This is a genomic window from Rhizobium redzepovicii, assembly GCF_019793435.1.
Lineage (GTDB): Bacteria > Pseudomonadota > Alphaproteobacteria > Rhizobiales > Rhizobiaceae > Rhizobium > Rhizobium redzepovicii.
On sequence record NZ_JAILYH010000011.1, the window covers coordinates 80,134 to 93,317 of the forward strand.

The following is a 13,184-nucleotide window of genomic DNA, read 5'->3' on the forward strand; positions in this document are numbered from 1 at the left end:
CTCCATAACCCGAGGTGAAAGACTGTCCGATGTTTGATACCAAAATTGCCGTCGTCCTGCGAAACAATCTTGCTGGCTGGCAGAAGCTGAACGTTACCGCCTTCCTGATGACCGGCATCGCCGGCGGGCATCCCGAAATCATCGGCGAGCCCTACAAGGACCGCGCCGGCAATCTCTATAATCCGCTGTCGATCCAACCGATCATCGTGCTCTCCGCCGACGAGACGACGATGTCAGCCATCCATCGTCGCGCGCTGGACCGTGAGGTCACCGCCTCTCTCTTCATCGAGGAGATGTTTGCGACCGGCCATGACGCCGCCAACCGGGCCGTCTTCGCCGAATTTACGCCCGACGACGCCAAGGTGGTCGGCATCGCAGTACGGGCCGAAAAGAAGATCGTCGACAAGATCACTAAGGGCGCGACGATGCAGCAATGACAAAAACGGCCGGGCACCGCCCGGCCGCTTCAGAGATGGGAAAATCCTGCTCAGCCCTGCGTGATCGGCGCGATCTGGATCTCGACGCGGCGGTTCTGGGCGCGGCCGGCCTCGCTGGCGTTGGAGGCGACGGGCTGGGATGGGCCGAAACCAACAGCCGACACGCGGCGCTGATCGATGCCCTGGCCGCCGAGATAATCGGCGACCGAAAGAGCGCGGCGCTGCGACAGGTCCTGATTGTGCTGCAGGCTGCCGGTCGAATCCGTATGGCCGTTGACGTCGATCAGCGTGCGATTGAACTTGCGCAGCACGATCGCCACCGAATTCAGCGTCGGATAGAAGCCCGGCTTCACCGCATCCTGGTCGACGTCGAAGGTGATGTTCGACGGCATGTTGAGGATGATGTTGTCGCCGTTGCGGGTAACCGAAATGCCGGTGCCTTCGAGCTGGGCGCGAAGCTCGGATTCCTGCTGATCCATGTAATTGCCGATCGCGCCGCCGGCGAGCGCGCCGACACCGGCGCCGATCAGCGCTGCGTTGCGCTTGCCGTGGCCGCCGCCGCCGACAGCCACGCCGACAAGAGCACCGCCAAGCGCGCCAAGCGCCGCGCCACCCGCCGTATTGGAAACCTTCTGTTCACCCGTATAGGGATCGGTCGTCGTGCAGGCAGTGAGATAACTTGCTGCGACAGCCAAAAGTACGAATTTCTTGATCATGGACAGGATGGTCTCCGTTCGAAGCTGATGCGAGCAAATGGCAAGGATTGCGGCAAGAAAATGAAGATGCTCTCGTCATAGGGGAATTTCAGGCCCCGAAATAGGAGCCATGTTGCGGGAATGCGCTGATACCAACAGTTTTAATGGATCGACCAAGCCTATAGGCAGCAGGCACGACGATCAGCCCTCATGGTGAAGAGGCCCAAAGGCCGTCTTGAACCACGAGGGCGGGTGGCGGCTCACAACCTTAGAAATTCTGGAACAACTGCCTGACCGTATCATAAGTCGCATTGGCGATGTTCAGCGATTGCAGACCGAGCTGCTGCTGCGTCTGCAACGCTTTGAGCTTGCTTGACTCTTCCTCCATATCGGCATCGACGAGCCGGCCGATTCCGGCGGTGTTATTGTCGTGCAGTTTCGAGGCGAAATCGTTCTGCAGGTTGATGCGTTTCTCCAGCGCGCCGAAGGCCGAACCGACAGTCGTCAACTGCGTCAGCGCGGCATCGACGACACTGATCATTTCGCCGATCTGTCCCTGCGTCGTGGCGTCCGAAAGCGAGATCACCACTTGCCCGGTAGTGGTGCCGTTCTTGCTTTCCATCAGCACATAATTCTGCGAGGCGCCGAGCTCGGTGGCGAAATAGGCCGATGTCAGCACACCGTATTCGCCAGAACCGGTGGCGCGGTCGTCGATCAAATAGCGCGCGTCCTTGGAGCTCGTCGCTCCCACCGGCGTGTTGTCGATATGATAGCTCAGCATACCGACCGAGACCGTCCCGTCCGCATTGCGGATGAAGGAGGCCGGGATCTGGCGCGGCTGCGTCGGTGTCGCGTCATTGTTGAGGATCACCCAATTGTCGCTGTTGAAGGTCGCCGATTCCGAAACGCTGCGCAGTTGCTCCTGCAGCTGTTTGATCTCTTCGTTGACCTTGTTCTTGTCGACGCCGTCTTCGGTCGCGGCAACCAGCTTGGCCTTGATCTCGGAGACGACGTCGATGACGTTCTCGACGCCGGTATAGGCTGTGCCCATCGTCGCCGCCGCCATGCCGAGCGCATCCTGGATCGCCGAAACAGCCTTGTTGTCGGTGCGCGCGGTGGTGGCGACCGACCAATAGGCACCATTATCTGCGGCTTTTGCGACACGCATGCCGGTCGTGATGTGGTTTTGCGTGACCGTCATATTCCGATTGATATCGCGCAGCACATGAAGCGCCGCGTCCACGGAGACGCGCTGATAAATACTCACGGGAACTAAACTCCAAAACGCAAACAAAACGCAAACTGCACAAGAATGAACCGTTGCCGCGCGGACATTCATGTCCGGGGGCGCTGGAAACTCCAGCGCGATGCAGCCTTCAAGAAACGAAGAAGACCAGCCGGTTGCTGGTCACGATCATTGCCGTTTATGCTTAACAAACGGCTAAACTTCAGAAGTAATTTATCTTATTTCGCAAGGTTTCATACACCATAAGAAACGCCGCCGAATGGCGATCCGGCGGCGAGGTCAATTCGGAAATAAGTCTATTCGGCGGCCTGCAACTGCTCATCATCCGGCACGGCGCGTGGCCGCGTGGCGACCGCCATCTCCTCGTGAAGCCGCGCTTCCTCATGAGCGTGTGGCTTGCCGAAGCGGGCAAGCAGCAGATAAGCGACCGGGGTGATGAACAGCGTCACCAGCGTCGCGAAGCCGAGACCGCCGACGATCACCCAGCCGAGTGCCACGCGCGCTTCGGCGCCGGCACCATGAGCAAAAACCAGCGGCACGCCGCCGAGGATGGTGGCGATCATCGTCATCATCACAGGGCGAAGGCGCAACGCGCAGGCCTTTTCGATCGACGAGCGCACATCCTGGCCCCGGTCGCGCAGCTGATTGGCGAATTCGACGATCAGAATGCCGTTCTTCGCCATGACGCCGACCAACAGCACCAGGCCGATCTGGCTGTAGATATTGAGGCTGGAGCCGGTGATGATGAGCGCGAAGACGGCGCAGGCAAGGCCGAGCGGCACCGTCGACATGATGATCAGCGAGGACAGCACGCTTTCGAACTGCGCTGCCAGCACCAGGAAGATGATGACGATGGCGAAACCGAAGGTCAGCGCCATACCGCTTGAATTCTCCTCCAGCGTCGCGGCTTCGGCAAGCGGCAGCAGGCGTGCACCTGCCGGCAGCAGCGGCTGCGCAAGCTCGGTTACCTGCTTGACCGCGTCGCCGAGCGACATGCCATTCTTCAGGCCGGCGGTGATCGCGACGGAGGCGAGCTGCTGCTCGCGGTTGAGCTGCGGCGCAACAGAACCTTCCTTCATCGTGGCGATGACCGACATCGGCACGATCTTACCGTCGCCGGTTTTCAGGAACACGTTTTCAAGGTCAGTCGGATCGTCGATCGGCCGCGTCGTCGAAGTCAAAAGCACGGGATAAGACTCGCCGTCGACAAACACGTCGACCACCGAACGCCCTTCGAGCAGCGACTGGATCGCCGTCGAAAGCCCCGTAATGTCGATGCCGAGATCGGAGGCACGCTCGCGGTCGATCGCCACCGACACCTGCGCCTGGCTCGGTTCGTTGGTCAGGCGCGGCGTATCATATTGGCCGGTGGCGTCGAGCGCCTGCACCAGCTTGGCGGCGGCCGCCGTCAGCGCCTCGTGATCATTGCCGATCAGCGCCATCTGCACGCCGCTGCCTGCGCCGCGGATGCGCAGGCTGTTCGATGAGATAGCATTGCCGCGTAGCGCCGGCACCCTGGAGGCCGCTTGGTTGATATCGCCGACGATCTCCGCCTGCGTCCTCTGGCGCTCTCCCCAGGGGGCAAGCGTCAGCACCATGAAGCCGCTATTCAGCGAACCGCCCTGGCCGGAAATCGAGAAGACGTTGCGAATGTCGCCGCTGTCGACCAGCGGCTGCAGATATTCCTCGACGAGCTGCATCTTGTCGCGGGTATATTCGAGGCTCGATCCCTGCGGCGTCGTCAGCCGCATCATCACCATCGACCGGTCCTCTTCGGGCGTCAGCTCACTCTTGACCGTCGAGAAGGCGACGAGCGCCGCACCGGCAAAGATCACCGAAAACAGGATAACGACGAAGGGCGCGTTGAGGCAGCCGTGCAGCGCCCATTTATAGAGGCGGGCAAGCGCTCCGCCGAGACGGCCGAGCGCACCGTGATCCTCGATCATCGGCTTCGTCAGCATGCGCGAGGCCAGCATCGGGCAGAGCGTCAGCGCCACGATCGACGACAGGCCGACGGAGAAGGCGAGCACGAAGCCGAATTCACGAAAGAGGCCACCGACCTGTCCCGGCAGGAAGGAGAGCGGGATGAACACCGCTGCGAGCGTCGCGGTCGTCGCAACAACAGCGAAGAACACCTCACGCGTTCCAAGCACTGCAGCCGCCCGCGGCCCCATGCCTTCGGCTCGCCGCCGCACGATGTTTTCGAGCACCACGATCGCATCGTCGACGACGAGGCCGGTCGCCAGCACGATCGCCAGCAGCGTCAGGATGTTGATCGAGAAACCGACCATGTAGATCGCCGCCAGCGTGCCGATCAGCGCCACCGGCATGCTGACCGCCGGGATCAGCGTCGCTCGCCAGTCGCGCAGGAAGAGATAGATGACGGCGGTAACGATGACGGCGGCGAGCAGCAGCGCCAGCACCACTTCGTGGATCGCGCCCTGGATGAAGACGGCGTCGTCGCTGGTGATCGCGATCGTCGTGCCCTCGGGCAGCGTCTTCGACAATTGCTCGACGGCGGCCTTGATGCCGGTCGAGATGTTCAGCGTGTTGGATTGCGCCTGGCGGATGATGCCGAGGCCGATGCCCGGCTTGCCGTTCGATCGCAGCGCGGTTTCCCCGTCGCGCGGCCCGAGCGTCACCGTCGCGACGTCGCCGAGCCGGACGCGATCCTGCAGCATGACGCTGGAAAAATCCGCCGGCGTCTGCAGATTGGCGGTGGCGCGCACCACGATATCCTGGGTACTGCTCTTCAGCGATCCCGCCGGCACGTCGAGTGCGGCATTGTCGAGCGCTTTGGTCAAGTCGCCGATGGTCAGCCCGCGGCTCGCCAAAGCGCCCTGGTCGACATCGACGCGGAAGACCTTCTCCTGATCGCCATATTCCTCGACGTCGGCGACGCCATCAACGGAGGCAAGGCGATCGATCACCTCGTTTTCGACGAGCTGCGTCAGATCGTCCATATTGAGCTTGGTGGAGGTGACGGCAAGGCGCATGATCGCCGAGGAATCCGAATCCGCCTTGACGATCTGCGGTGCATCCGCCTCATCAGGCAGGTTCTGGGTGATGCGGCCGATCGCGTCGCGCACGTCGTTGGCAGCGACCGCAAGATCGATCGCATCCGAGAATTCGAGTGTCACCCGGCTCTGGCCGAAGGAAGAGGTGGACGAGATCGATTTCAGGCCGCTGACGCGCGCGACCGCGCCCTCGATCACCTTGGTCAGTTCTTGATCGATCGTCTGCGGCGATGCGCCGTCGAAGGTCGTGCGCACAGTGACGACGGGACGATCGACATCCGGCAGTTCGCGCACCTCGACGCCGACGTAAGCGGCAAGGCCGGCGACGACCATCAGCGTATTGAATACCAGTGCCAGGATCGGCCGGCGGACGAAAAGCGCGGTGAAGCTCTGCTTGCCCGAGGCCCTGTCCTGATGAATCTCGGTCACACTCATTGCGTGGCGACCTCACCATTCGAGGCCACGTCAGCGGAAACGCGCACCGCCCCGCCCTCACGCACGCGCTGCAGGCCTTGCGTCACGATCTTGTCGCCGTCCTTGAGATCGGCTTTGACGAGCACGAAATCCGGGTTGCGCTGCACGACGCTGACCCGCACCTTATGCGACTTGTCGTCGTTGACCAGCCACACGAACGACCCCTGCGAATCCCACTGCACGGACTGCGGATCGACCGCCGGATATTTGTCACCGGGGAATTTCATGCTGACACTGAAGGACATGCCGGCGCGCAGCTCGTCGGAAGAGTTGTCGATCCGGGCGCGCAGGCGTAGCGTGCGGCTCGCCGCATCGATGCGGTTGTCGACAGCTTCGACTTCCCCGGAAAACACCTGCCCAGGTTTTGCGACCGACATCGCCTCGACCGGCTGGCCGACCGACACCGTGTTGGCAAAGCGCTCAGGCACCCAGAAGTCGACGAGGATTTCCGAACGGTCGTCGAGTGTGACGATCGGGATGCTCGTCGTGACATTGTCGCCGATATTGACCGGCACGATGCCGACGATACCGTCGATCGGCGCAACAATGTTGCGCCGTGCGAGATTGAGCTCGGCGGCCTGCAGCTGCAGCCGGGCGCCCTGCTCGGCGATCTCGGAATCGAACACGTCCATGCGCGACACGCTGGACTTGATGTTGTGATAGAGATTGGATTTCTCGACGGCGGCCTTGACCGCAACGTCAGCCTGACCGCGGGCAATCACCTGCTCCTCGCTGTCGAGCTTGGCGAGCACCTGGCCGGCCTTCACCCTGTCGCCCGACTTGATGAGGATTTCACGGATCGTCCCCGATGCCTGCGGCGTGACCGCGACCGAGCGGATCGCGTCACCCGTCCCGATGGCGTTCAGCCGGTCGTTGACGACACCCTGGACGACCGCCTGCGTCGCGACGAGAATAGCGCCGTTGCGCCCGCCGCCATTGCGGCGGTTCTCGCCCTGTCCCTGGCTCCCCTGTCCCTGGCCTTGACCCTCGCCACGTTGCTGGCCTTGCGACCGGGCGGGAGCGTCGGCAACCGCCGTCTGCTCGGCCTTCGGCGCGATCCTGGAAACGATGCCGTCTGGAATACCCGCATCTCGCATCATATCGCCGGCGCCCGGGACAAAGAAAACCCACGCGGCAAAGCCGGCAACAATAACGATGAGCGAAAGTATAAACTGCTTCCAAAAGGCCATTCACGTCTCCGGAGGGACTCGAGGTTGGACCAGGCTCGGTCGAAAGAGGCGCTGCGGGATGACGGTCCCGTCTGATGCGACAATATCGCGCGTTTACAGCGTACCGGCAAGCATAAGCAGCCGGCATTACCGATTTGTAATATCAGCAAAGAATGGAAATAACCCGGCCGCTCACTTTTGCTTGAACGAACACTCGCCGTGTCTTCAACACCGCCGATTGGCGGCCAAGGCGCCATGCAAAATCTCTGCCGATGCGGCCTAAATGTCTACCGCCTCATCGACCATCGCAAGCCCATGACGGCCGCAATTCCCAATATCGGCCACACCGCCCAGAACTGTCCCGTCCAGGTGAAGAGGTTGATGCCGGCAATGCCGAGCGCCACGATCGCCAGCGAGGTGATCTTCCGGTTGAACAGGGTCTGATTGCGATTCCAGGCAAACGCCGCGACGACGGCGAGCGCAAGCACCGGAAAGCGCGCCCAGAAAACGCCCTGCCACGATAAAAGATTGATGCCGATCAGTACAGCCGCGATGACCCCGAGCACAGCGAACAGCCTGCGTCGCCCAGTTACCGGGCTTGCTTCGGTAATTTGAGCCGCGGGCTGCGGCCGCGGGGGGCCTGGTCGTCGAGCCGGCGGCGTCTCATCCTTGGCATCGCCGATCTTCACCGCGTAGCTCGGCACGCCTTCATCGACATTCTTCACCATCAGCGGCCCGAGAAACTCAAAACCGACCGCGACCTTGTTGCGGACTTGGTCGTAGACGGTGCTTGAGATGACGATGCCGCCGGCCGAAGCCGAAGCCTGCAGCCGTGCGGCGATATTGACGCCGTCGCCGTAGATGTCGTCGTCTTCGACGATCACATCGCCGAGATTGATACCGATGCGGAACAGCATACGTCCGTCTTCCGGGCGACGGGCGTTGAAACCAGCAAGTTCGTTCTGGGTATCGACGGCGGCGCGCACCGCCTCGACCACGCTTGGGAAATCGGCGATCAGCCCGTCGCCCCAGGTGTTGACGACACGGCCGCCATGGCTTTCGATCAGGCGTCCCATCGCTTCGCGGCAACGCTTCAGCGCCGCAAGAGTCCCTTCCTCGTCGGCCCCCATCAGCCTGGTATAGTCCTGCACGTCAGCACAGAAGATCGTCGTCAGCTTGCGCCGCGTTTCACTCATGGTCTCTCGTCTCCGCGCTGTCTGCTCCCGCAAGGTCGCTGCAAACGTGGAATGTGGGTGAGTGATGGGCGATTGCAGCGGCGGTAAGTTACTAAGCCTTTGTCTTCGTTACCATCGATAATTGCACACTATCGATGGTAACAAGCACGGCCTGGAGAAAGATCGATGATCATTGAACGATCTTGCGCGGGCTCGCCGTGTGCTCTCTCGCCACGCTGTTCGAACTATCGATTTCCTGAAGCAACACGTCGTAGCCCCAGAGATCGGCGAGGTGCTGCAGGACAGCCCTCGTGTCGGCTTCCTGGAGATAGCTGCCGCTCATCATGATATGTTGCAGCAGCAGGCGGCGGTCACCCGCGAGGTCGACATCGACGATATCGATTGCCGGATCGGTCCAGCCGATATCGTATTCGCGGGAAAGCTGGCGGCGGATGCGCAGATATCCGCGCTCATTGTGGATCGCCGAAACCAGCACACCCTCGGTCTGTTCCGGATCGTCGTAGAGGTGGAACAGCCGCAACTGGCGGATCAGGTTCGGGCTGAGGAATTGACTGATGAAACTCTCGTCCCGGTAATTGGCCCAGATGTCGCGCAGGACAGACATCGCATCGCCGCGGCCGGCGATATCGGGAAACCATGCGCGGTCTTCGTCCGCCGGCTTCGTGACGATCCTCTCGATATCCTGCATCATCGCAAAACCGAGCGCATAGGGGTTGAAGCCCGAGAACCGGCGATCATCGTAGCTCGGCTGGAACACGACGTTGGAGTGCGACTTCAAGAATTCGAGAAAGTTTCCGTCGCTGATCTGCCCCCGCTCGTGAAGCCGGTTCATGATCTGGTAATGGACGAAGGTCGCAGTCCCCTCATTCATCACCTTGGTCTGCCGCTGGGGATGGAAATATTGGGCGACATGGCGGACGATGCGAAGGATCTCACGCTGCCAAGGCTGCAGCCGCGGCGCAGTTTTCTCAAGAAAATAGAGGATGTTGTCCTGCGGAAGACCCAGTGCAGCGCGGCGCTTTTCCAAGCCGCCGTCGCTCGTCTTCTTGGCCTTGCCGACCGGAACCGTACGCCACAGATCGTTGAACATCTGCTCCTCGTGGGCACGGCGCTCCTGCTGCCGCTTCTCCTCCTGGCGAAGGTCGATGGTGGTCTTGCCCGCATAGCGATGCACCCCGTGCGACATCAGCGCATGCGCCGCATCGAGCGTCCGCTCGACGGCCGTCTCGCCGTAACGCTCTTCGCAGCGGGTGATATAACCTTTGGCGAAATCGAGGTAATCGAGGATCCCTTCCGCATCGGTCCAAAGCTTGAAGAGATAGTTGTTCTTGAAGAAATGATTGTGGCCGAAAGCCGCGTGCGCGGTGACGAGCGTTTGCATCGTCGCCGTATTCTCCTCCATCAGATAGGAGATGCAGGGAGAGCTGTTGATGACGATCTCATAGGCGAGGTCGCGCATACCGCGGCGGTAGAAGGCTTCGTGATGCGCGAAGTGTTTGCCGAACGACCAGTGGCGGTAAAACAGCGGCATGCCGGTCGAGGAGTAGGCATCGAGCATCTGCTCCGAGGTGATGACTTCGATCTGGTTCGGATAGACGTCGAGGCCGAGTTCGCCGAGCGCGATTTCCTCGCAGGCGTCGTGGATGCGCTGGAGCGTCGAAAAGTCCCAGTCGGCCCCCTCGAACAACAGCCGCTCTCTTGGCCTCATCGTCGTATTCATGGCGTCACCCTCGACTGTGCGTCACGCTTCTGGAAGAGATCGTGGAAAACCGGGAATATTTCGCTTCGCCGGCAGACCTTGCGCATCGAAAGCGGCAGCAGCTCGGAGCGGATCCCGTCATAGAGCATCCATAGCGGTGAACGCGATACCGAAGAGTCACCGCCTTCTTCGCCGACTTCGATATAGGCGAAATACTGGCACAGCGGCAAAATCTCGCGCAGCAGCTGCCCGCTCAGGTTTCCGTCCGAATGGGCGTTGTCGCCGTCCGAGGCCTGGGCGCCATAGATGTTCCACTCTGCCGGATCGAAACGCGCCGCGATGATGCCGCGCATGGCCGCAAGGGCGCTGGAAACCAGCGTGCCGCCGGTCGCCGGACCATAGAAGAAGGTTTCCTCGTCGACTTCCTCGGCCTTGTCGGTATGGCGGATGAAGACGATCTCGACCTTCTTGTAGCGCTTCGACAGGAAGAGATAGAGCAACAGGTAGAACCGTTTCGCAAGGTCCTTCATGTGTTCCGACATCGAGCCGGAGACGTCCATAAGGCAGAACATCACCGCTTTGGCCACGGGTTTCGGCTCGTTCTCGAAACGGCGGTACCGTACATCCAGCGGATCGATATAGGGAATGCGGCGGCTTTTTTCCGTGAGGGATTTGAGTTTCGCCTCGAGCGCTAGGCGGCTCTCGTCGTCTTCGCATTCTACGATCTGCCGCTGCAGCGCTTCGATCTCTTCGCGGCGCGGCCGGTGAAGCGCGACGCGGCGCATCATCGCTAGCCGCGTCGTGCGGCCAACGGCAATGTTGGACGGCGATCCGGACACGGAATAGCCGGCCCGCAGCGGCGTTTCCTCTTCGGTTTCGGCTAGACGCCGTTTGGCAAGATCGGGCAGTTCCAGGTCGTCGAGGAATACGTCGAGGAATTCCTCGCGCGTCAGCACGAAACGGAAACCGTCCTCACCATCGCCCTCGCCCGCATCTTTTGGCTTGCCACCCCTGCCGCCCGGCGGGCGCGGAATGATATCGCCTTCGACGAACGCTCTGTTTCCCGGCAGGATGTGATCGGCGGTGCCGCCCTCGCCTTTGCGAAGGCTCGGTTCGGCCATTCCGTCGATCGGCAGGCTGATCTCCCCGCCGTCGAGTACATCGCGGATGTTGCGGTTTTGCAGAGAACGTTTGACCGCCTGCTGCACGGCGCCTTTCATGCGCCGAAGAAACCGTTGCCGATTTTCCAGACTTTTACCGCGCGGATTTAGCCGACGGTCGACAATGTGCATGGTGGCTCCGCATTAACTTGCCTGTTTGACGCGCATGTACCATTCGACGAGGCGCCGAACCTGCCTCTCCGTGTAACCCCGCGCGGCCATGCGCGAGACGAATTCGCTGTGCTTCTTTTCTGTTTCCGAATCCTTCTTCGATCCGAAGGAAATGACCGGCAAAAGATCCTCGACCTGCGAGAACATACGCTTCTCGATCACTTCCCGGATCTTCTCGTAGCTCGTCCAAGACGGATTTTTTCCGCCGTTGGCTGCCCGCGACCTCAACGAGAATTTGACGATTTCGTTGCGGAAATCCTTCGGATTGGCAATTCCCGCCGGCTTTTCGATTTTCGTCAGTTCCTGGTTGAGGAGCTCGCGATCGAGAAGCTGACCGGTATCGGGATCCTTGAAGTCCACGTCTTCGATCCAGGCATCGGCATAGTCGACATAGCGGTCGAACAGGTTCTGTCCGTAGTCCGCATAGGATTCAAGATAAGCCTTCTGAATCTCATTGCCAATGAACTCTGCGTAGCGTGGCGCAAGATCGGCCTTGATGAATTCCAGATAGCGCTTCTCGACATCGTCGGAAAACTGCTCGCGGCGGATCGCCTGTTCCAGCACATACATCAGATGCACAGGGTCGGCGCCGATATCCGTGGTGTCGTGATTGAAGGTGGAGGCGAGCACCTTGAAGGCAAAGCGTGTCGATATGCCGTCCATGCCCTCGTCGATGCCGGCCGCATCCCGGTATTCCTGAACGCTGCGGGCGCGCGGATCGGTTTCTTTCAGGCTCTCGCCGTCATAAGTGCGCATCTTCGAGAAGAATGTCGAGTTCTCATGCTTGCGCAGGCGTGAAAGCACCGAAAAACGGGCCAGCATTTCGAGCGTTGCCGGAGCGCACGGCGTATCCGCGAGTTCCGACCCTTCGATCAGTTTCTCGTAGATCTTTTGCTCTTCCATCACCCGGAGGCAATAGGGCACCTTGATCACACAGATGCGGTCGATGAAGGCCTCATTGTTCTTGTTGGCCTTGAAGGTCTGCCACTCCGCTTCGTTCGAATGTGCGAGGACGATGCCGGAGAAGGGTATGGCGCCGATATTTTCGGAGCCGATGTAATTGCCCTCCTGCGTCGCCGTCAGCAGCGGATGCAGCATCTTGATCGGTGCCTTGAACATTTCGACGAATTCAAGCACGCCCTGATTGGCGCGGTTGAGCCCGCCCGAATAGCTGTAGGCATCGGGATCGTTCTGGGAGTAGGTCTCAAGCTTGCGGATGTCGACCTTGCCGACCAGCGACGAGATATCCTGATTGTTCTCGTCTCCGGGCTCGGTCTTGGCGATGGCGATCTGGCGCAATCGCGAAGGCTGAATTCTGACGACGCGGAAGCGGGAAATGTCGCCGCCGAAGTCGTCGAGCCGCTTCAGGCACCACGGGCTCATCAGCCCGTTCAGGCGCCGCAGCGGGATGCCGTATTGCTCTTGGAGCAGCGACCCCATCGTCTCCGGATCGAAGAGGTTGAGCGGGCTTTCGAAAACAGGGCTGATTTCGTCGCCCGCCTTCAGCACGTAGATCGGATGAACCTCCATCAGCAGCTTCAGCCGCTCCGCCAAGGACGACTTGCCGCCGCCGACCGGGCCGAGGAGGTAGAGGATCTGCTTGCGCTCCTCGAGCCCCTGTGCCGCGTGACGGAAGAAGGAAACGATGCGTTCGATCGTCTCTTCCATGCCGTGGAAACCGGCAAAGGCCGGGTAGATCCGGATGGTCCTGTTCATGAAGATTCGGCCAAGCCGCGCATCTCTCGCAGTGTCGACCATCTGCGGCTCGCCAATCGCGGCGAGCAGGCGCTCGGTCGCATTGGCATAGGCGATCGGGTCTTTTTTGCAGAGATCGAGATACTCAGCCACCGACATATCGGTTTCGCGGCGCGCTTCGTAACTGCGCGTAAACGCATCGAATACGGATTCGTTCAGCATGGG

At 60.8% G+C, this 13,184-nt stretch carries 9 protein-coding genes; 1 reads left to right on the top strand and 8 read right to left on the bottom strand.

The features are described 5' to 3' along the window. Positions 1–29 precede the first annotated feature (29 nt). On the top strand, positions 30–437 hold the full coding sequence (locus tag K6N12_RS18715) for a DUF2000 family protein (protein ID WP_097628276.1): 408 nt from the start codon (positions 30–32) through the stop codon (positions 435–437). A 50-nt stretch (positions 438–487) separates the two neighbouring features. Here the strand turns inward: K6N12_RS18715 and K6N12_RS18720 are convergent, their stop codons facing one another. The 8 genes from K6N12_RS18720 to K6N12_RS18755 all read right to left on the bottom strand — a co-directional run bounded on the left by K6N12_RS18720 (position 488) and on the right by K6N12_RS18755 (position 13,181). Further along, the gene (locus tag K6N12_RS18720) at positions 488–1,153 is read right to left on the bottom strand and encodes a YiaD family glycine zipper/OmpA-like lipoprotein (protein WP_003593423.1); all 666 of its coding nucleotides are present in this window, start codon (positions 1,151–1,153) and stop codon (positions 488–490) included. A gap of 247 nt (positions 1,154–1,400) precedes the next feature. Next, positions 1,401–2,399: a flagellin N-terminal helical domain-containing protein gene (locus tag K6N12_RS18725; protein ID WP_097628275.1), complete on the bottom strand. Its 999-nt coding sequence runs from the start codon at positions 2,397–2,399 to the stop codon at positions 1,401–1,403. Positions 2,400–2,674: 275 nt separating this feature from the next. After that, positions 2,675–5,830 carry an efflux RND transporter permease subunit gene (locus tag K6N12_RS18730; protein WP_097628274.1) on the bottom strand — a complete coding sequence of 1,052 codons (3,156 nt, stop codon included), beginning with the start codon at positions 5,828–5,830 and terminating at the stop codon, positions 2,675–2,677. Continuing rightward, on the bottom strand, positions 5,827–7,059 hold the full coding sequence (locus tag K6N12_RS18735; RefSeq protein ID WP_097628273.1) for an efflux RND transporter periplasmic adaptor subunit: 1,233 nt from the start codon (positions 7,057–7,059) through the stop codon (positions 5,827–5,829). The genes K6N12_RS18730 and K6N12_RS18735 overlap by 4 nt, the downstream gene beginning before the upstream one ends. Positions 7,060–7,325: 266 nt before the next feature. Then, complete coding sequence (locus tag K6N12_RS18740; protein ID WP_097628272.1) at positions 7,326–8,234, bottom strand: adenylate/guanylate cyclase domain-containing protein; 909 nt, start codon at positions 8,232–8,234, stop codon at positions 7,326–7,328. Positions 8,235–8,403: 169 nt separating this feature from the next. Continuing rightward, positions 8,404–9,954 (bottom strand): SpoVR family protein, encoded by a 1,551-nt coding sequence (locus K6N12_RS18745; protein ID WP_097628271.1) that lies wholly within the window; start codon positions 9,952–9,954, stop codon positions 8,404–8,406. After that, positions 9,951–11,225 carry a YeaH/YhbH family protein gene (locus tag K6N12_RS18750; RefSeq protein WP_097628270.1) on the bottom strand — a complete coding sequence of 425 codons (1,275 nt, stop codon included), beginning with the start codon at positions 11,223–11,225 and terminating at the stop codon, positions 9,951–9,953. The genes K6N12_RS18745 and K6N12_RS18750 overlap by 4 nt, the downstream gene beginning before the upstream one ends. Before the next feature lie 12 nt (positions 11,226–11,237). Continuing rightward, positions 11,238–13,181, bottom strand: coding sequence for a PrkA family serine protein kinase (locus K6N12_RS18755; protein ID WP_003593409.1), 1,944 nt, complete (start codon positions 13,179–13,181; stop codon positions 11,238–11,240). Between the last annotated feature and the right edge of the window lie 3 nt (positions 13,182–13,184).